This is a genomic window from Klebsiella sp. CN_Kp088, assembly GCF_040064335.1.
Taxonomy (GTDB): domain Bacteria; phylum Pseudomonadota; class Gammaproteobacteria; order Enterobacterales; family Enterobacteriaceae; genus Klebsiella; species Klebsiella aerogenes.
Map to the genome: position 1 here is coordinate 75,732 of NZ_JBEAIQ010000018.1, position 19,716 is coordinate 95,447.

15 protein-coding genes are annotated in these 19,716 nt (G+C 57.4%); all 15 read left to right on the plus strand.

Annotated features, from left to right (window positions below):
* Positions 1–15: 15 nt before the first annotated feature.
* The 15 genes from ABLV08_RS09510 to secA all read left to right on the plus strand — a co-directional run bounded on the left by ABLV08_RS09510 (position 16) and on the right by secA (position 19,697).
* On the plus strand, positions 16–1,782 hold the full coding sequence (locus ABLV08_RS09510; protein ID WP_348855780.1) for a peptidoglycan glycosyltransferase FtsI: 1,767 nt from the start codon (positions 16–18) through the stop codon (positions 1,780–1,782).
* Positions 1,769–3,256: a UDP-N-acetylmuramoyl-L-alanyl-D-glutamate--2,6-diaminopimelate ligase gene (gene murE / locus ABLV08_RS09515; protein ID WP_015368250.1), complete on the plus strand. Its 1,488-nt coding sequence runs from the start codon at positions 1,769–1,771 to the stop codon at positions 3,254–3,256. Before ABLV08_RS09510 ends, murE begins: the two co-directional genes overlap by 14 nt.
* Positions 3,253–4,611, plus strand: a complete 1,359-nt coding sequence (gene murF / locus ABLV08_RS09520; protein ID WP_348855781.1) for a UDP-N-acetylmuramoyl-tripeptide--D-alanyl-D-alanine ligase — start codon at positions 3,253–3,255, stop codon at positions 4,609–4,611. The genes murE and murF overlap by 4 nt, the downstream gene beginning before the upstream one ends.
* On the plus strand, positions 4,605–5,687 hold the full coding sequence (mraY, locus tag ABLV08_RS09525) for a phospho-N-acetylmuramoyl-pentapeptide-transferase (RefSeq protein ID WP_348855782.1): 1,083 nt from the start codon (positions 4,605–4,607) through the stop codon (positions 5,685–5,687). The genes murF and mraY overlap by 7 nt, the downstream gene beginning before the upstream one ends.
* 2 nt (positions 5,688–5,689) lie before the next feature.
* On the plus strand, positions 5,690–7,006 hold the full coding sequence (murD, locus tag ABLV08_RS09530) for a UDP-N-acetylmuramoyl-L-alanine--D-glutamate ligase (RefSeq protein WP_015704401.1): 1,317 nt from the start codon (positions 5,690–5,692) through the stop codon (positions 7,004–7,006).
* A complete protein-coding gene (gene ftsW, locus ABLV08_RS09535; RefSeq protein WP_015368247.1) occupies positions 7,006–8,280 on the plus strand; it encodes a cell division protein FtsW in 1,275 nt (424 codons plus the stop codon). The genes murD and ftsW overlap by 1 nt, the downstream gene beginning before the upstream one ends.
* Complete coding sequence (murG, locus tag ABLV08_RS09540) at positions 8,277–9,347, plus strand: undecaprenyldiphospho-muramoylpentapeptide beta-N-acetylglucosaminyltransferase (protein WP_015368246.1); 1,071 nt, start codon at positions 8,277–8,279, stop codon at positions 9,345–9,347. Before ftsW ends, murG begins: the two co-directional genes overlap by 4 nt.
* 47 nt (positions 9,348–9,394) lie before the next feature.
* A complete protein-coding gene (gene murC / locus ABLV08_RS09545) occupies positions 9,395–10,870 on the plus strand; it encodes a UDP-N-acetylmuramate--L-alanine ligase (protein ID WP_048230126.1) in 1,476 nt (491 codons plus the stop codon).
* Positions 10,863–11,783: a D-alanine--D-alanine ligase gene (locus ABLV08_RS09550; protein WP_015704403.1), complete on the plus strand. Its 921-nt coding sequence runs from the start codon at positions 10,863–10,865 to the stop codon at positions 11,781–11,783. Before murC ends, ABLV08_RS09550 begins: the two co-directional genes overlap by 8 nt.
* A 1-nt stretch (position 11,784) precedes the next feature.
* On the plus strand, positions 11,785–12,618 hold the full coding sequence (gene ftsQ / locus ABLV08_RS09555) for a cell division protein FtsQ (RefSeq protein ID WP_015368242.1): 834 nt from the start codon (positions 11,785–11,787) through the stop codon (positions 12,616–12,618).
* A complete protein-coding gene (gene ftsA / locus ABLV08_RS09560; RefSeq protein WP_002888625.1) occupies positions 12,615–13,877 on the plus strand; it encodes a cell division protein FtsA in 1,263 nt (420 codons plus the stop codon). The genes ftsQ and ftsA overlap by 4 nt, the downstream gene beginning before the upstream one ends.
* Before the next feature lie 62 nt (positions 13,878–13,939).
* Entirely contained in the window at positions 13,940–15,091 is a 1,152-nt protein-coding gene (ftsZ, locus tag ABLV08_RS09565) for a cell division protein FtsZ (protein WP_004857884.1), read from the plus strand.
* 100 nt (positions 15,092–15,191) lie between these two features.
* Entirely contained in the window at positions 15,192–16,109 is a 918-nt protein-coding gene (gene lpxC, locus ABLV08_RS09570) for a UDP-3-O-acyl-N-acetylglucosamine deacetylase (protein WP_015368241.1), read from the plus strand.
* 322 nt (positions 16,110–16,431) lie between these two features.
* Entirely contained in the window at positions 16,432–16,929 is a 498-nt protein-coding gene (secM, locus tag ABLV08_RS09575; RefSeq protein ID WP_015368240.1) for a secA translation cis-regulator SecM, read from the plus strand.
* A gap of 62 nt (positions 16,930–16,991) precedes the next feature.
* Complete coding sequence (gene secA, locus ABLV08_RS09580; RefSeq protein ID WP_032709883.1) at positions 16,992–19,697, plus strand: preprotein translocase subunit SecA; 2,706 nt, start codon at positions 16,992–16,994, stop codon at positions 19,695–19,697.
* Positions 19,698–19,716 lie beyond the last annotated feature (19 nt).

Consider the following 19,716-nt stretch of genomic DNA (forward strand, 5'->3'; position numbering starts at 1 on the left):
GGATTATTGCGACGCATGAAAGCAGCGCCGAAAACGCCAAAAGCAAAACGTCAGGAAGAACAGGCCAACTTTATTAGTTGGCGTTTTGCGTTGCTGTGCGGATGTATTTTAATCGCTCTCGCCTTCCTGCTTGGCCGCGTCGCGTGGCTGCAGGTGGTGAGCCCGGACATGCTGGTGCGTCAGGGAGATATGCGTTCCCTGCGTGTGCAGGAAGTGTCAACCGCGCGCGGCATGATTACCGACCGCTCCGGCCGCCCGCTGGCGGTCAGTGTGCCGGTAAAAGCCATCTGGGCCGACCCGAAAGAGTTGCATGATGCCGGAGGCGTGACGCTCGATAACCGCTGGAAAGCGTTATCCGATGCGCTGAACATGCCGCTGGACCAGCTGGCATCGCGCATCAACAGCAACCCGCGGATGCGTTTTATCTATCTGGCGCGTCAGGTGAACCCTGACATGGCTGACTACATCAAAAAACTGAAGCTGCCGGGGATTCATCTGCGTGAGGAGTCTCGCCGTTACTATCCGTCAGGCGAAGTAACCGCTCACCTCATTGGCTTCACCAACGTCGATAGCCAGGGGATTGAAGGGGTTGAGAAAAGCTTTGATAAGTGGCTGACCGGCCAGCCGGGCGAGCGTATCGTGCGTAAAGACCGCTATGGTCGCGTGATCGAAGACATTTCTTCCACCGACAGCCAGGCGGCGCATAACCTCGCGCTGAGCATCGACGAGCGCCTGCAGGCGCTGGTTTATCGCGAACTGAATAATGCGGTGGCGTTCAACAAAGCGGAATCAGGCACCGCCGTTTTGGTCGACGTCAACACCGGTGAAGTGCTGGCGATGGCGAATAGCCCGTCGTACAACCCGAATAATTTCGCGGGTACGTCCAAAGATACCATGCGTAACCGCGCCATCACCGACGTATTCGAACCGGGTTCAACGGTCAAACCGATGGTGGTGATGACGGCGCTGCAGCGCGGCATCGTCAATGAAAATACCGTGCTGAACACCATTCCATATCGAATTAACGGCCACGAAATCAAAGACGTGGCGCGCTATAGCGAATTAACCCTGACCGGGGTGCTACAGAAGTCGAGTAACGTCGGCGTTTCTAAGCTGGCGTTAGCGATGCCGTCCTCAGCGTTAGTAGATACTTACTCACGTTTTGGGCTTGGAAAGGCGACCAATTTGGGGTTGGTCGGAGAACGCAGTGGCTTATATCCTCAAAAACAACGGTGGTCTGACATAGAGAGGGCCACCTTTTCTTTCGGCTACGGGCTAATGGTAACTCCGTTACAGTTAGCGCGAGTCTACGCAACGATTGGCAGCTACGGCATCTATCGCCCGCTGTCGATTACCAAAGTTGATCCACCGGTTCCGGGTGAGCGCGTGTTCCCGGAATCACTGGTTCGTACCGTCGTTCATATGATGGAAAGCGTGGCGCTGCCCGGCGGCGGCGGCGTGAAAGCGGCGATCAAAGGCTATCGCATCGCGATTAAAACCGGTACGGCGAAAAAAGTGGGACCGGATGGCCGCTACATCAACAAATATATTGCTTACACCGCAGGCGTTGCGCCCGCCAGCCACCCGCGTTTCGCGCTGGTGGTGGTGATCAACGACCCGCAGGCAGGTAAATACTACGGTGGCGCCGTTTCCGCGCCGGTATTCGGTGCCATCATGGGCGGCGTATTGCGCACCATGAACGTCGAACCGGATGCGCTGGCAACGGGCGAAAAAAGTGAATTTGTGATTAATCAAGGCGAGGGAACAGGTGGCAGATCGTAATTTGCGCGACCTTCTCGCTCCGTGGGTGCCAAATGCGCCGGAGCGAATTCTGCGAGAGATGACGCTGGACAGCCGCGTGGCGGCGTCCGGCGACCTCTTTGTCGCGGTACAGGGTCATCAGGCGGACGGGCGTCGTTATATCCCGCAGGCGATAGCGCAAGGTGTTGCTGCCATTATTGCTGAGGCGCAGGGCGAGGCCGCAGACGGCGAAGTTCGCGAGATGCACGGCGTGCCGGTCATCTACCTGAGCCAACTGAACGAGCGGTTATCCGCGCTGGCCGGGCGTTTTTACCAACAACCTTCGCAGCAGATGCGTCTGGTGGGCGTCACCGGTACTAACGGTAAAACCACGACTACGCAGCTGTTGGCGCAGTGGGCAAAGCTGCTCGGCGAAACCAGCGCGGTGATGGGCACCGTCGGTAATGGCTTGCTGGATAAAGTGGTGCCGACCGAAAACACCACCGGCTCTGCGGTCGATGTTCAGCACGTGCTTTCCGGCCTGGTAGGGCAGGGGGCGACTTTCGGCGCGATGGAAGTCTCTTCTCACGGGCTGGTTCAGCATCGCGTGGCGGCGCTGCAGTTTGCCGCCTCGGTGTTTACCAACCTGAGCCGTGACCACCTCGACTACCATGGCGACATGGAACATTACGAAGCGGCGAAATGGCTGCTCTATTCCACCCACCATTGCGGCCAGGCCATTGTTAACGCTGACGATGAAGTCGGGCGTCGCTGGCTGGCGAAACTGCCGGATGCGGTGGCGGTGTCGATGGAAGATCATATCAATCCGAACTGCCACGGCCGCTGGCTGAAGGCGACCGCGGTCAACTATCACGACAGCGGCGCGACCATTCAGTTTGACTCGAGCTGGGGCAAGGGCGAAATCGAAAGCCGCCTGATGGGCGCCTTTAACGTCAGCAACCTGCTGCTGGCGCTGGCGACGCTGCTGGCGCTGGGCTATCCGCTGGCGGATCTGCTGAAAACCTCTTCGCGTTTACAGCCGGTGTGCGGCCGTATGGAAGTGTTCAGCGCGCCGGGCAAACCGACCGTGGTGGTTGATTACGCCCATACGCCTGACGCGCTGGAAAAAGCGCTGCAGGCCGCGCGTCTGCACTGCAGCGGCAAGCTGTGGTGCGTCTTCGGCTGCGGCGGCGACCGCGACAAAGGTAAACGCCCGCTGATGGGCGCTATCGCGGAAGAGTTTGCCGATATCGTGGTCGTGACTGACGATAACCCACGTACCGAAGAACCGCGGGCGATTATCAATGACATTCTGGCTGGCATGCTTGATGCCGGGCAGGTGAAGGTGATGGAAGGCCGCGCGGAAGCGGTGACCGGCGCGGTGATGCAGGCGAAAGCGAACGACGTTGTGCTGGTAGCGGGCAAAGGCCACGAAGACTATCAGATCGTCGGTAACCGCCGTCTGGATTATTCCGACCGCGTTACCGTTGCGCGTCTGCTGGGAGCGGTAGCATGATTCGCTTTACATTAAGCCAGCTCGCCGAGATCGCCCGCGGCGAACTGCAGGGTAGCGATATCGCTATCGATGACGTGACGTCCGATACCCGCAAAGTCACGGCAGGTTGCCTGTTTGTGGCGCTGAAGGGCGAGCGATTCGACGCGCATGATTTTGCCGAACAAGCGAAAGCGGCGGGCGCAGGCGCGCTGCTGGTTAGCCGCCCGCTGGCCTGCGATTTACCGCAGGTGGTGGTGAAAGATACCCGTCTGGCTTTCGGCGAGTTAGCGGCCTGGGTGCGTCAGCAGGTGCCGACCCGCGTCGTTGCGCTCACCGGTTCGTCCGGTAAGACCTCGGTGAAAGAGATGACCGCGGCGATCCTCAGTCAGTGCGGCAACACGCTGTATACCGCCGGTAATCTGAACAACGATATCGGGGTTCCGATGACGTTGCTGCGTCTGAATAAAGATCACCAGTATGCGGTGATTGAACTCGGCGCCAACCATCAGGGCGAAATCGCCTGGACCGTCAGCCTGACGCGTCCGGAAGCAGCGCTGGTCAACAACCTCGCCGCCGCGCACCTCGAAGGGTTCGGCTCGCTGGCGGGCGTGGCTAAGGCGAAGGGCGAAATCTTTACCGGTCTGCCGCAAAACGGCATCGCGATTTTGAATGCCGACAATAACGACTGGCTGAACTGGCAGAGCGTGATTGGCGATCGCAAAGTGTGGCGCTTCTCGCCGAACGCGGCGAACAGCGACTTCACGGCGACCAACGTGCATATCACCAGTCATGGTACCGAATTTACGCTGCAGACCCCGTTCGGCAACATCGACGTACTGCTGCCGCTGCCGGGGCGCCATAACATCGCTAACGCGCTGGCGGCAACATCGCTGGCGATGGCGGTCGGCGCCGATCTGGCCGCGGTGAAAACCGGGCTGGCGCAGCTGCAAGCGGTGCCGGGACGTCTGTTCCCGATTCAACTGGCGGAAAACCAGCTGTTGCTGGATGACTCCTACAACGCCAACGTCGGTTCGATGACCGCCGCGGTACAGGTGCTGGCGGAAATGCCGGGCTTCCGGGCGATGGTGGTCGGCGATATGGCGGAGCTCGGCGCGGAAAGCGCGGCCTGTCATCGCGAAGTTGGCGAAGCGGCGAAAGCGGCGGGGCTGGATTGCGTCCTCAGCGTCGGTTCCCTGAGCACGGATATCAGCAGCGCCAGCGGCGTGGGCGAACATTTTAACGATAAAGCCGCCGTGGTAGCTCGCCTGCGCGAGCTGCTGGCAGAGCATAAAATCATGACCATTTTAGTGAAGGGTTCACGTAGTGCCGCTATGGAAGAGGTAGTACGCGCATTACAGGAGATTGCGATATGTTAGTATGGCTGGCCGAACATCTGGTCAAATATTATTCCGGCTTTAACGTCTTTTCCTATCTGACGTTTCGCGCCATCGTCAGCCTGCTGACCGCGCTGTTCATCTCTCTGTGGATGGGCCCGCGCATGATCGCCCGTCTGCAAAAACTGTCCTTCGGCCAGGTCGTTCGTAACGACGGCCCGGAGTCCCACTTCAGCAAACGCGGTACCCCAACCATGGGCGGGATCATGATCCTCACCGCGATTACCGTTTCCGTCCTGCTGTGGGCCTATCCGTCCAACCCGTACGTCTGGTGCGTGCTGACGGTATTGATCGGCTACGGCATCATCGGGTTCGTTGATGATTACCGTAAAGTCGTGCGCAAAGACACCAAGGGCCTGATTGCCCGCTGGAAGTATTTCTGGATGTCGGTGATTGCGCTGGGCGTAGCGTTCGCGCTGTATCTGGCGGGGAAAGACACCCCGGCGACCGAGCTGGTAGTGCCATTCTTTAAGGACGTGATGCCGCAGTTGGGACTGTTTTACATTCTGCTGGCTTACTTCGTCATCGTCGGTACCGGCAATGCGGTCAACCTGACCGACGGCCTCGACGGTCTGGCGATTATGCCGACCGTCTTCGTCGCCGCCGGCTTTGCGCTGGTGGCGTGGGCTACCGGTAACATGAACTTCGCCAACTATTTGCACATTCCTTATCTGCGTCACACCGGCGAGCTGGTTATCGTCTGTACGGCGATTGTCGGCGCAGGTCTGGGCTTCCTGTGGTTCAACACCTACCCGGCGCAGGTCTTTATGGGTGACGTCGGTTCACTGGCGCTCGGCGGCGCGCTGGGCATTATCGCCGTACTGCTGCGCCAGGAATTCCTGCTGGTGATTATGGGCGGCGTTTTCGTCGTGGAAACCCTGTCGGTTATCCTGCAGGTCGGCTCGTTCAAGCTGCGCGGCCAGCGCATCTTCCGTATGGCGCCGATTCACCACCACTATGAACTGAAAGGCTGGCCGGAACCGCGCGTTATCGTGCGCTTCTGGATTATTTCGCTGATGCTGGTGCTGATTGGCCTGGCGACGCTGAAGGTACGTTAATCATGGCAGATTATCAGGGTAAAAAAGTCGTCATTATTGGGCTGGGCATGACCGGCCTGTCATGCGTGGACTTTTTCATGGCGCGCGGCGTAACCCCGCGCGTGATGGATACCCGCGTCGCCCCAGCCGGGCTTGATAAGCTGCCGGAAGCCGTTGAGCGCCACGTGGGCGGTCTTAACGACGATTGGCTGCTGGCGGCGGATCTGATTGTCGCAAGCCCGGGGATTGCCCTTGCGCACCCTTCACTGAGCGCCGCGGCCGACGCTGGCGTGGAAATCGTCGGTGATATCGAGCTGTTTTGCCGCGAGGCTCAGGCGCCGATTATCGCCATTACCGGCTCTAACGGAAAAAGCACCGTCACTACCCTGGTGGGTGAGATGGCGAAGGCGGCGGGCGTGAACGTCGGCGTTGGCGGCAATATCGGCCTGCCGGCGCTGATGTTGCTGGATCCAGCGCGCGAACTGTACGTGCTTGAACTTTCCAGCTTCCAGCTGGAGACGACCTCCAGCCTGAAAGCCGTCGCGGCAACCATCCTCAACGTGACTGAGGACCATATGGACCGCTATCCGCTGGGGCTGCAGCAGTATCGCGCGGCGAAACTGCGGGTCTATGAAAATGCTAAAACCTGCGTGGTGAATGCCGATGACGCGCTGACCATGCCGGTACGCGGCGCTGACGAACGCTGCGTCAGCTTCGGCGTCGATGTTGGCGACTATCACCTTAACCGCCAGCAGGGCGAAACCTGGCTGCGGGTGAAGGGTGAGAAAGTGCTGAACGTGAAGGAAATGACCATCAGCGGCCAGCACAACTACAGCAATGCCCTGGCGGCGCTGGCGCTGGCGGATGCCGCGGGCTTGCCGCGCGCCAGTAGCCTGAAGGCGCTGACCACCTTCACCGGCCTGGCGCACCGTTTCCAGCTGGCGCTGGAGCATAACGGCGTGCGTTGGATCAATGACTCCAAGGCGACCAACGTCGGCAGTACCGAGGCGGCGCTGAACGGCCTGCATCTCGACGGCACGCTGTATCTGCTGTTGGGCGGCGACGGTAAATCCGCCGACTTCACGCCGCTGAAACGCTATCTTGGCGGCGATAACGTTCGTCTGTACTGCTTCGGCCGCGACGGCGCTCAACTGGCGGCGCTGCGTCCGGAAATCGCGGTGCAAACCGAAACCATGGAACAGGCGATGCGGCAGATCGCTTCGCAGGTCAAATCAGGCGATATGGTCTTACTGTCGCCAGCCTGCGCGAGCCTGGACCAGTTTAAAAACTTTGAACAACGGGGTGATGTCTTTACCCGTCTGGCGAAGGAGTTAGGTTGATGCGTTTCTCTCTCCCACGCCTGAAAATGCCACAGCTGGGCCTGCCCCGGTTGAAGCTGCCGCGACTGCCGGGGATGTTTATTTTTGCCTGGCTGTTCGCCGCGCTGAAAGGTTGGGTGATGGGCTCGCGCCCGAAAGATAACGATAGCCTGGTCATGTATGACCGGATGCTGCTGTGGCTGACCTTCGGCCTGGCGGCGATCGGTTTTATCATGGTGACCTCGGCATCAATGCCGGTCGGACAGCGTCTGGCGAACGATCCGTTCCTGTTTGCTAAGCGTGATGGTCTGTACATTGTGCTGGCCTTCGCGCTGGCGATGATTACGCTCCGTCTGCCGATGGAGTTCTGGCAGCGCCACAGTACCGCGATGCTGATCGCCTCGATTGTGATGCTGCTGATCGTACTGGTGGTGGGGAGCTCGGTTAACGGCGCCTCGCGTTGGATCGCGCTCGGGCCGCTGCGTATTCAGCCGGCGGAGTTCACCAAACTGTCGCTGTTCTGCTACATCGCCAACTATCTGGTGCGTAAAGCGGATGAGGTGCGTAACAACCTGCGCGGCTTCTTAAAGCCGATGGGCGTGATTTTCGTACTGGCGATTCTGCTGCTGGCGCAGCCTGACCTCGGTACGGTGGTTGTGTTGTTCGTGACCACGCTGGCGATGTTGTTCCTGGCCGGCGCCAAGCTCTGGCAGTTTATTGCCATTATCGGCATGGGGATCTCGGCGGTGGTGCTGCTGATCCTCGCCGAACCGTATCGTATTCGCCGCGTCACTTCCTTCTGGAACCCGTGGGAAGACCCGTTTGGCAGCGGCTATCAGCTGACCCAATCGCTGATGGCCTTTGGTCGCGGCGAGATGTGGGGACAGGGCCTCGGCAACTCGGTGCAGAAACTGGAGTATTTACCGGAAGCGCACACCGACTTCATCTTCGCCATTATCGGCGAAGAACTCGGTTATATCGGTGTGGTACTCGCGCTTTTAATGGTATTCTTCGTCGCCTTTCGCGCCATGTCGATTGGTCGCAAAGCGCTGGAGATTGACCACCGCTTCTCCGGCTTCCTGGCATGCGCAATCGGCGTGTGGTTTAGCTTCCAGGCGTTGGTTAACGTCGGGGCGGCGGCGGGGATGCTGCCGACCAAAGGTCTGACCCTGCCATTGATTAGTTATGGTGGTTCCAGTCTGCTGATTATGTCGACGGCCATTATGTTTTTATTGCGAATTGATTATGAAACGCGCCTCGAGAAAGCGCAGGCGTTTACACGGGGTGTTCGATGAGCGGTCAGGAAAAGCGGTTAATGGTGATGGCGGGCGGCACTGGCGGACACGTGTTCCCGGGGCTGGCGGTCGCGCACCATTTAATGGACCAGGGCTGGCAGGTTCGCTGGCTGGGCACCGCCGATCGTATGGAAGCGGATTTAGTGCCGAAACACGGCATTGATATCGATTTTATCCGCATCTCCGGCCTGCGTGGCAAAGGGCTAAAAGCGCAACTGTTAGCGCCGGTGCGGATCTTCAACGCCTGGCGGCAGGCGCGGGCGATCATGAAGCGTTTCCAGCCGGATGTGGTGCTGGGCATGGGCGGTTATGTTTCCGGGCCTGGCGGCCTGGCGGCATGGTCGCTCGGGATCCCTGTGGTGCTGCATGAACAAAACGGGATTGCCGGCCTGACTAATAAATGGCTGGCAAAGATTGCGAAGAAAGTGATGCAGGCGTTTCCCGGCGCCTTCCCGCATGCAGATGTCGTGGGTAATCCGGTACGTACCGATGTTCTCGCGCTACCGCTGCCAGGGCAGCGTCTGGTGGGCCGGCAGGGGCCGATTCGCGTGCTGGTGGTTGGCGGCTCTCAGGGCGCGCGCGTGCTGAACCAGACTATGCCGCAGGTGGCCGCGAAGCTTGGCGATGCGGTGACTATCTGGCATCAGAGCGGGAAAGGCGGCATGGATACCGTGCGCCAGGCGTACGCCGCCGCCGGTCAGCCGCAGCATAAAGTGACTGAGTTTATTGATGATATGGCGGCAGCCTATGCCTGGGCCGATGTGGTTGTTTGTCGTTCCGGCGCGCTGACGGTCAGCGAAATCGCCGCCGCAGGTTTACCGGCATTGTTCGTCCCGTTCCAGCACAAAGATCGTCAGCAGTACTGGAATGCGCTGCCGCTGGAAAAAGCCGGCGCGGCGAAAATTCTCGAACAACCCGAGTTCACGGCGGATGCTGTGGCGGCCACCCTGGCCGGTTGGGATCGGGAAACCCTGATGGATATGGCGGAACGAGCGCGTGGCGCTTCGATTCCGGATGCTACCGAGCGGGTAGCGGAAGAGGTCAGCGCCGTAGCTTTGGCGCGCTAATCGCGGTGATTTTCACCGCCCGAATAAAGAAGTTGATGGCGTAAAGAATGAATACACAAGATTTGGCAAAACTGCGTTCCATAGTGCCCGAGATGCGTCGCGTCCGGCACATTCACTTTGTCGGCATCGGCGGTGCCGGTATGGGCGGTATTGCCGAAGTGTTGGCGAATGAAGGCTACCAGATTAGCGGCTCTGATCTCGCGCCGAATCCGGTGACTCAGCAATTGTCGCAGCTTGGCGCCACCATTTATTTCAACCATCGCCCGGAAAACGTGCGCGATGCCAGCGTTGTCGTGGTGTCCAGCGCGATCTCCGCGGATAACCCGGAAATCGTCGCCGCGCACGAAGCGCGCATTCCGGTAATCCGCCGCGCGGAAATGCTGGCGGAACTCATGCGTTTCCGTCACGGGATTGCGATTGCCGGTACGCACGGCAAAACCACGACCACCGCGATGGTATCCAGCATTTACGCCGAAGCCGGCCTCGATCCGACCTTCGTCAACGGTGGGCTGGTGAAGGCGGCGGGCGTACATGCCCGTCTTGGCCATAGCCGCTATCTGATTGCGGAAGCGGATGAGAGCGATGCGTCGTTCCTGCATCTGCAGCCGATGGTCGCCATTGTGACCAACATCGAAGCTGACCATATGGATACCTATCATGGCGACTTCGAGAACCTGAAGCAGACCTTTATTAACTTCCTGCACAACCTGCCGTTCTACGGGCGCGCGGTGATGTGCGTGGATGACCCGGTGATTCGTGAACTGCTGCCGCGTGTCGGCCGCCAAATCACCACCTATGGTTTTAGCGATGACGCCGACGTACGCATTGAAGAGTATCGTCAGCTGGGCGCGCAGGGCCATTTCCGCCTGGTACGCCAGGATAAAGAGGTCATGCAGGTGACGCTGAACGCGCCGGGCCGCCACAACGCGCTCAACGCTGCCGCGGCCGTTGCCGTCGCGACGGAAGAGGGCATTGAAGACGAGGCGATTCTGCGCGCGCTGGAGAGTTTCCAGGGCACCGGCCGCCGTTTCGACTTCCTTGGCGAATATCCGCTGGCGGAAGTCAACGGCAAGAGCGGTAGCGCGATGCTAATTGACGATTACGGCCATCATCCGACGGAAGTTGACGCCACTATCAAAGCGGCGCGTGCCGGCTGGCCGGATAAAAATCTGGTGATGGTATTCCAGCCGCACCGTTATACCCGTACTCGCGATCTGTACGATGATTTCGCCAACGTGCTGACCCAGGTTGATGCGCTGCTGATGCTGGATGTGTATCCGGCGGGCGAAGCGCCGATTCCAGGCGCCGATAGCCGCTCACTGTGCCGCACGATCCGCGGTCGCGGCAAAGTTGACCCGATTCTGGTTTCCGATCCGGCGCAGGCCGCGGAGATGCTGGCATCGGTATTGACCGGTGACGATCTGGTGCTGGTGCAGGGCGCCGGCAACATAGGAAAAATCGCACGTCACCTGGCTGAAATCAAACTGGTACCGCAAAAAACGGAGGAGGACCGACATGGCTGATAAAATCGCGGTTCTCTTCGGCGGAACCTCCGCTGAACGTGAAGTCTCGCTGAATTCAGGCGCTGCGGTGTTGGCCGGGCTGCGTGAAGGCGGGGTGGATGCTCACCCGGTCGATCCGCGCGACGTTGATATCACCCAGTTGAAGAACATGGGCTTTAAGAAAGCGTTTATTGCCCTGCACGGGCGCGGCGGCGAAGATGGCACGCTGCAAGGCCTTCTGGAGCTCATTCAACTGCCGTACACCGGCAGCGGCGTAATGGCTTCCGCTATTTCTATGGATAAGCTGCGCAGTAAATTACTGTGGCAGGGAGCGGGATTACCGGTCGCGCCGTGGGTTGCATTGACCCGCGCGCAGTTCAACGCAGGACTTTCTGCTGGCGTTTCTGAGCAGATTGCGGCGCTGGGGCTGCCGGTTATTATCAAGCCGAGCCGCGAAGGGTCCAGCGTCGGCATGTCGAAAGTTAGCGAAAGTTGTGCAATGCAGGATGCATTGGCGCTGGCTTTTCAGCATGATGATGAAGTTCTGATTGAGAAATGGCTCAGTGGCCCGGAATTTACCGTCGCTATCGTCGGTGAAGAAATTTTACCGTCAATTCGTATCCAGGCGGCTGGAACCTTCTATGATTATGAGGCGAAGTATCTCTCTGATGAGACGCAATATTTCTGCCCTGGTTTTGAGGAACCCGCCCGCGAGTCAGAAATCCAGAGCCTGGTGCTTAAAGCCTGGAATGTTCTGGGTTGCAAAGGATGGGGACGTATTGATGTGATGCTGGACAGCGATGGCCAGTTTTATCTGCTGGAAGCGAACACCTCACCGGGGATGACCAGCCATAGTCTGGTGCCGATGGCGGCCCGTCAGGCGGGGATGAGCTTCTCGCAGCTTGTTGTACGAATTCTGGACCTGGCGGGGTGATATGTCGCAGGCGGCGCTGAATACGCGGAACCAGGAAGAAGAATCGATTGCTTCTTCGCGTCGGAATAATGGAACCCGGCTGGCAGGGATCGTTTTCCTGCTGGCGGTGTTGTGTACCGTGTTGGTCAGCGGATGGATGGTTCTTGGTTGGATGGAAGATGCGCAGCGTCTGCCGTTGTCGAAAATGGTCGTCACCGGCGAACGTCACTACACGCGTAACGATGATATCCGTCAGGCTATTCTGGCGTTGGGCTCGCCGGGCACCTTTATGACTCAGGATGTCAACATCATCCAGAGCCAAATTGAGCGCCTGCCGTGGATTAAACAGGCGAGCGTAAGAAAACAATGGCCCGATGAATTGAAGATTCATCTGGTTGAATATGTGCCGATTGCGCGCTGGAATGATCAACATATGGTAGACGTAGAAGGAAATTCTTTCAGCGTGCCGGCGGATCGTACCAGCAAACAGAACTTACCGATGTTATACGGCCCGGAAGGCAGCGAAAATGAAGTGCTGCAGGGATACCGCGACATGGGACAGGTGCTGGCAAAGAATAAGTTCACGTTGAAAGTGGCGGCAATGACCGCGCGTCGCTCCTGGCAGTTGACGCTTAATAACGATATTAAGCTCAACCTTGGCCGCGGCGACACCATGAAACGGCTTCAGCGCTTTATGGAACTCTACCCGGTTCTTCAGCAGCAGGCACAGACCGACGGCAAACGGATAAGCTACGTTGATTTGCGCTATGACTCGGGTGCGGCGGTAGGTTGGGTACCTGCTCCCGTAGAGGAAAATAATCAACAACAGAATCAGGCACAGGCAGAACAACGATGATCAAGGCGACGGACAGAAAACTGGTAGTTGGACTGGAGATTGGCACCGCGAAGGTTGCCGCTTTAGTAGGGGAAGTTCTGCCCGACGGTATGATTAATATCATTGGCGTGGGCAGTTGCCCATCGCGCGGCATGGATAAAGGCGGGGTGAATGACCTCGAGTCGGTAGTGAAATGCGTACAGCGCGCTATCGACCAGGCTGAACTGATGGCCGATTGCCAGATCTCATCAGTGTATCTGGCGCTTTCAGGTAAGCATATTAGCTGTCAAAATGAGATTGGCATGGTGCCTATCTCCGAAGAAGAGGTGACGCAGGATGACGTGGAAAACGTCGTTCATACCGCGAAATCGGTACGCGTACGCGACGAACATCGCGTACTGCACGTCATCCCGCAGGAATACGCCATCGACTACCAGGAAGGTATTAAAAACCCAGTAGGGTTATCCGGCGTGCGTATGCAGGCGAAGGTACATCTGATTACCTGCCATAACGATATGGCGAAAAACATTGTTAAAGCGGTTGAACGTTGTGGTTTGAAAGTTGACCAACTTATTTTCGCCGGTTTAGCGGCCAGTTATTCCGTATTAACGGAAGACGAACGTGAGCTGGGTGTCTGCGTCGTGGACATCGGCGGTGGTACAATGGATATCGCCGTGTATACCGGCGGCGCGCTGCGTCACACCAAAGTGATCCCTTACGCGGGCAACGTGGTGACCAGCGATATCGCCTATGCCTTCGGTACGCCGCCGAGCGACGCCGAAGCCATCAAGGTTCGTCACGGTTGCGCATTAGGTTCAATCGTCGGTAAAGACGAAAACGTGGAAGTACCGAGCGTGGGCGGACGTCCGCCGCGCAGCCTGCAGCGTCAGACGCTGGCAGAGGTGATTGAACCGCGTTATACCGAACTGCTCAATCTGGTTAACGAAGAAATCCTGCAGCTGCAGGAACAGCTCCGTCAGCAAGGGGTCAAACACCATCTGGCGGCGGGGATTGTATTAACCGGCGGCGCCGCGCAAATTGAAGGCCTGGCGGCCTGCGCGCAGCGCGTGTTCCATACGCAGGTGCGCATTGGCGCGCCTCTGAACATCACCGGTTTAACGGATTACGCTCAGGAGCCGTACTATTCGACGGCGGTTGGGCTGCTGCACTACGGAAAAGAGTCACATCTCAGTGGTGAAGCAGAAGTAGAAAAACGCGTGACGGCGTCAGTGGGCTCGTGGATTAAGCGACTCAACAGCTGGCTGCGAAAAGAGTTTTAATTTTTTAAGAGAACGCAGACAATTAGCGTTCTCAGGCGACAGGCACAAGACGGAGAGAAACTATGTTTGAACCTATGGAACTGACCAACGACGCGGTGATTAAAGTCATCGGCGTCGGTGGCGGCGGCGGTAATGCCGTTGAACACATGGTGCGCGAGCGCATTGAGGGTGTTGAATTCTTCGCGGTGAACACCGATGCGCAGGCGCTGCGTAAAACGGCTGTTGGCCAGACTATCCAGATCGGTAGCGGTATTACCAAAGGTCTGGGTGCAGGCGCGAACCCGGAAGTGGGCCGTAATGCGGCAGACGAAGACCGTGAAGCGCTGCGCGCTGCGCTTGATGGCGCGGACATGGTCTTTATCGCGGCGGGTATGGGCGGCGGTACCGGTACCGGTGCGGCGCCAGTGGTCGCGGAAGTGGCGAAGGATCTGGGTATCCTGACCGTTGCGGTCGTCACTAAGCCATTTAATTTCGAAGGCAAGAAGCGCATGGCGTTTGCTGAGCAGGGGATCACCGAGCTGTCCAAGCACGTTGACTCACTGATCACCATCCCGAACGACAAGCTGCTGAAAGTTCTGGGCCGCGGTATCTCTCTGCTCGACGCTTTCGGCGCGGCAAACGACGTACTGAAAGGTGCGGTGCAGGGTATTGCCGAACTGATTACCCGTCCGGGTCTGATGAACGTCGACTTTGCGGACGTCCGTACCGTGATGTCGGAAATGGGCTACGCGATGATGGGTTCCGGCGTGGCGAGCGGTGAAGACCGTGCGGAAGAAGCGGCTGAAATGGCTATCTCTTCTCCGCTGCTGGAAGATATCGATCTGTCCGGCGCGCGTGGCGTACTGGTCAACATCACCGCTGGCTTCGACCTGCGTCTGGATGAGTTCGAAACCGTTGGTAACACTATCCGCGCCTTTGCTTCGGATAACGCGACCGTGGTTATCGGTACCTCTCTGGACCCGGATATGAACGATGAACTGCGTGTGACCGTTGTTGCCACCGGTATCGGTATGGACAAGCGTCCGGAAATTACCCTGGTGACCAACAAACAGGTACAGCAGCCGGTAATGGATCGCTACCAGCAGCACGGTATGGCTCCATTAACGCAAGAGCAGAAACCGGTGGCGAAAGTGGTGAACGACAATACGCCGCAAACCGCGAAAGAGCCGGATTATCTGGATATTCCAGCTTTCCTGCGTAAGCAAGCCGATTAAGAATTGGCTGGAAGTTGGGCATCTGCGCTCTTTGTGCTAAACTGCCCTGCCGAATGTATAGTACACTTCGGTTGGATAGGTAACTTGGCGAGATTATACGATGATCAAACAAAGGACTCTTAAACGTATTGTTCAGGCGACTGGTGTCGGTTTGCATACCGGCAAGAAAGTCACGCTGACTTTACGCCCTGCGCCGGCAAATACCGGGGTCATCTATCGTCGCACCGACTTGAATCCACCGGTTGATTTTCCGGCTGATGCCAAATCTGTGCGTGATACCATGCTCTGTACTTGCCTGGTGAACGAGCATGACGTGCGGATTTCTACAGTCGAGCACTTAAATGCCGCACTGGCTGGCTTGGGCATCGACAACATTATTGTTGAAGTCGATGCGCCGGAAATCCCGATTATGGACGGTAGCGCCGCTCCGTTCGTTTATCTGTTGCTGGATGCCGGCATCGATGAACTGAACAGCGCCAAGAAATTTGTGCGTATCAAAGAGACGGTTCGCGTTGAAGATGGCGACAAATGGGCTGAGTTTAAGCCGTATAATGGTTTTTCGTTGGACTTTACCATCGACTTTAACCATCCGGCGATTGACTCAAGCACCCAACGCTATGCGCTGAACTTCTCGGCCGATGCGTTCATGCGTCAGATTAGCCGTGCTCGTACTTTCGGTTTCATGCGTGATATCGAATATCTGCAGTCCCGTGGCCTGTGCCTGGGCGGCAGCTTCGATTGTGCCATCGTTGTTGACGATTATCGCGTACTGAACGAAGACGGTCTGCGCTTTGAAGATGAATTTGTTCGCCACAAAATGCTGGATGCGATCGGTGACCTGTTTATGTGTGGTCACAACATTATCGGCGCATTCACGGCGTTCAAATCCGGTCACGCGTTAAATAACAAACTGCTACAGGCTGTTCTGGCAAAACAGGAAGCCTGGGAGTATGTGACCTTCGAAGACGACGCAAAACTGCCGCTGGCATTCCGCGCACCGTCAATGGTTCTGGCGTAAGCCTGACCATTCAGTAAATTCGACTGGTAACCTGGTACTCTCTCCGTCCAGGGAACCAGTCGTTTTTCTTTTTAGCCTCCCCAAACCGCTTTTCACTGTGTTTCGCTGACAATAATATGTGCGCGTTCGCTGCTTTATTAAGCGTTTTCCCGCTGCATTAGCGTTCATTCCTGCTGTCTCGGCGCGGTATTAATGTTAGTATTTGGGCGCAAAATTTTTCTCTGGGTTGCTTTATCCTGTCGATTTCAGGCTGTACTGCGAAGACCGCCAATAAAATGGACCGCCTGAAAGGACGCAGGAATACCAACTAAAGGTAAAGAAAGTGAGTGGATTGCTGACGCGTTGGCGACAGTTTGGCAGACGGTATTTTTGGCCGCATCTCCTGTTGGGGATGGTCGCGGCTAGCCTCGGCCTGCCTGCGCTTAACAACAGCCACGAAACCACTACGCCGGCGAAAGCCACGGCCAGCAACCATAATCCGAATAAAGTTAACTTCTCCCAGCTGGCGCTGCTGGAGGCCAATCGTCGGCCGAACTTTACCGTCGACTACTGGCATCAGCATGCGATTCGCACCGTCATTCGCCATCTGTCGTTTGCGATGGCGCCGCAGGCTTTGCCTGTGGCGGAAGAATCATCGCCGCTGCAGGCCCAGCATCTGGCCCTGCTCGATACGCTCAGCGCGCTGCTGACCCAGGACAGCAAACCGCCGGTGGTTATCCGCCAGGCGGCTTATATCCCTTCTTCTTATTCTGCCTTCCGCGTCAGCGCCTGGATAAGCCAGGTAGCGGGGATCCGCGCAGGGCCTCAACGTCTCAGCTGAAAATAAACACGGACCATCCTATTTTTTTTGACTCCGCACCGCGGGGCGTTTGAGATTTTATTATGCTAATTAAAATGTTAACTAAAGTGTTCGGTAGCCGTAACGACCGTACGCTGCGTCGTATGCGCAAAGTCGTCAACATCATCAATGGTATGGAACCGGCGATGGAAAAGCTCTCTGATGACGAGCTGAAAGCCAAAACCGGGGAATTCCGCGCGCGTCTGGAGAAAGGTGAAAGCCTGGAAAGCCTGATCCCGGAAGCGTTTGCCGTGGTGCGTGAAGCGAGTAAACGCGTCTTCGGCATGCGCCACTTCGACGTGCAGCTGCTGGGCGGTATGGTACTGAACGACCGCTGCATCGCGGAAATGCGTACCGGTGAAGGTAAAACCCTGACCGCGACGTTACCGGCGTATCTTAACGCGCTGACCGGTAAAGGCGTTCACGTCGTTACCGTCAACGACTATCTGGCGCAGCGTGACGCCGAAAACAACCGTCCGCTGTTCGAATTCCTCGGTATGAGCGTGGGCATCAATATGTCCGGCCTGCCTGCGCCGGCGAAGCGTGAAGCCTACGCGGCCGACATCACCTACGGTACCAACAACGAATACGGCTTCGATTATCTGCGCGATAACATGGCGTTCAGCCCGGAAGAGCGCGTACAGCGTAAACTGCACTATGCGCTGGTGGATGAGGTGGACTCCATCCTGATCGACGAAGCGCGTACCCCGCTTATCATTTCCGGCCCGGCTGAAGACAGCTCCGAAATGTATCGCAAGGTGAACAAAATTATTCCGCACCTGATCCGCCAGGAAAAGGAAGACTCCGACACCTTTACCGGTGAAGGCCACTTCTCCGTGGATGAGAAAGCTCGCCAGGTTAACCTGACCGAACGCGGTCTGGTACTGATCGAAGAGCTGCTGGTGCAGGAAGGCATCATGGAGGAAGGCGAATCACTGTATTCTCCGACCAATATCATGCTGATGCACCATGTTACCGCCGCGCTGCGCGCCCACGCGCTGTTTACCCGCGACGTTGACTACATCGTGAAAGATGGCGAAGTCATCATCGTCGATGAACACACCGGCCGTACGATGCAGGGGCGTCGCTGGTCCGATGGCCTCCACCAGGCGGTAGAAGCCAAAGAAGGCGTGGAGATCCAGAATGAGAACCAGACTCTGGCATCCATCACCTTCCAGAACTACTTCCGCCTGTACGAGAAGCTGGCGGGGATGACCGGTACCGCGGATACCGAAGCCTTTGAATTCAGCTCCATCTATAAACTGGATACCGTTGTCGTCCCGACTAACCGTCCGATGATCCGTAAGGATATGGCGGATCTGGTCTACATGACCGAAGCGGAAAAAATTCAGGCGATTATCGAGGATATTAAAGATCGTACCGCTGCCGGTCAGCCGGTGCTGGTCGGTACTATCTCAATCGAAAAATCTGAAGTGGTTTCCCGTGAACTGACGAAAGCCGGCATCAAGCACAACGTCCTGAACGCCAAGTTCCACGCCAGCGAAGCGGATATCGTCGCCCAGGCGGGTTATCCGGCTGCGGTCACCATCGCCACCAACATGGCGGGCCGTGGTACCGATATTATGCTCGGCGGTAGCTGGCAGGCGGAAGTTGCCGCGCTGGAAAATCCAACGCCGGAGCAGATTGAAAAAATCAAAGCTGACTGGCAGGTGCGCCACGATGCGGTCCTGGCCGCAGGCGGTCTGCACATCATCGGTACCGAGCGTCATGAATCCCGTCGTATCGATAACCAGCTGCGTGGCCGTGCTGGCCGTCAGGGTGATGCCGGTTCTTCCCGCTTCTATCTGTCGATGGAAGATGCTCTGATGCGTATCTTCGCCTCCGATCGCGTATCCGGCATGATGCGGAAACTGGGGATGAAGCCGGGCGAAGCTATCGAGCACCCGTGGGTGACCAAAGCGATTGCCAACGCCCAGCGTAAAGTGGAAAGCCGCAACTTCGACATTCGTAAACAGCTGCTGGAATATGATGACGTCGCCAACGATCAGCGTCGTGCTATCTATACCCAGCGTAACGAGCTGTTGGATATCTCCGACGTGAGCGAAACCATCAACAGCATCCGCGAAGACGTCTTCAAAGCCACTATTGATGCGCATATTCCGCCGCAGTCGCTGGAAGAGATGTGGGATATTGAAGGCCTGCAGGAACGTCTGAAAAACGACTTCGACCTTGATCTGCCAATTAAAGAGTGGCTGGATAAAGAGCCGGAGCTGCACGAAGAGACCCTGCGTGAACGTATTCTGCAGAGCGCGGTAGAAACCTACCAGCGTAAAGAAGAAGTGGTCGGCGCCGAAATGATGCGTCACTTCGAGAAAGGCGTCATGCTGCAAACGCTGGATTCCCTGTGGAAAGAGCACCTGGCGGCGATGGACTACCTGCGCCAGGGTATCCATCTGCGCGGCTACGCGCAGAAAGATCCGAAGCAGGAGTACAAGCGCGAATCCTTCTCGATGTTTGCCGCTATGCTCGAATCGCTGAAGTATGAAGTTATCAGCACGCTGAGCAAGGTACAGGTGCGGATGCCGGAAGAAGTCGAAGAGATGGAACAGCAACGTCGCGAAGAGGCAGAGCGTCTCGCGCAGATGCAGCAGCTGAGCCATCAGGATGACGATACACTGGCTGCCGCCTCGCTGGCTGAACAGACCGGCGACCGTAAAGTCGGGCGTAACGATCCGTGCCCGTGCGGTTCCGGTAAAAAATACAAACAGTGCCACGGCCGTCTGAGCTAAGGGCTGATAAAAAGCAAAC

Bases quoted from the DNA above. Each gene is read 5' to 3' on its own strand.
- ABLV08_RS09510 (WP_348855780.1), top strand. From the start codon at position 16: ATGAAAGCAGCGCCGAAAACGCCAAAAGCAAAACGTCAGGAAGAACAG.
- murF (WP_348855781.1), top strand. From the start codon at position 3,253: ATGATTCGCTTTACATTAAGCCAGCTCGCCGAGATCGCCCGCGGCGAA.
- mraY (WP_348855782.1), top strand. From the start codon at position 4,605: ATGTTAGTATGGCTGGCCGAACATCTGGTCAAATATTATTCCGGCTTT.
- murD (WP_015704401.1), top strand. From the start codon at position 5,690: ATGGCAGATTATCAGGGTAAAAAAGTCGTCATTATTGGGCTGGGCATG.
- ftsW (WP_015368247.1), top strand. From the start codon at position 7,006: ATGCGTTTCTCTCTCCCACGCCTGAAAATGCCACAGCTGGGCCTGCCC.
- murG (WP_015368246.1), top strand. From the start codon at position 8,277: ATGAGCGGTCAGGAAAAGCGGTTAATGGTGATGGCGGGCGGCACTGGC.
- murC (WP_048230126.1), top strand. From the start codon at position 9,395: ATGAATACACAAGATTTGGCAAAACTGCGTTCCATAGTGCCCGAGATG.
- ABLV08_RS09550 (WP_015704403.1), top strand. From the start codon at position 10,863: ATGGCTGATAAAATCGCGGTTCTCTTCGGCGGAACCTCCGCTGAACGT.
- ftsQ (WP_015368242.1), top strand. From the start codon at position 11,785: ATGTCGCAGGCGGCGCTGAATACGCGGAACCAGGAAGAAGAATCGATT.
- ftsA (WP_002888625.1), top strand. From the start codon at position 12,615: ATGATCAAGGCGACGGACAGAAAACTGGTAGTTGGACTGGAGATTGGC.
- ftsZ (WP_004857884.1), top strand. From the start codon at position 13,940: ATGTTTGAACCTATGGAACTGACCAACGACGCGGTGATTAAAGTCATC.
- lpxC (WP_015368241.1), top strand. From the start codon at position 15,192: ATGATCAAACAAAGGACTCTTAAACGTATTGTTCAGGCGACTGGTGTC.
- secA (WP_032709883.1), top strand. From the start codon at position 16,992: ATGCTAATTAAAATGTTAACTAAAGTGTTCGGTAGCCGTAACGACCGT.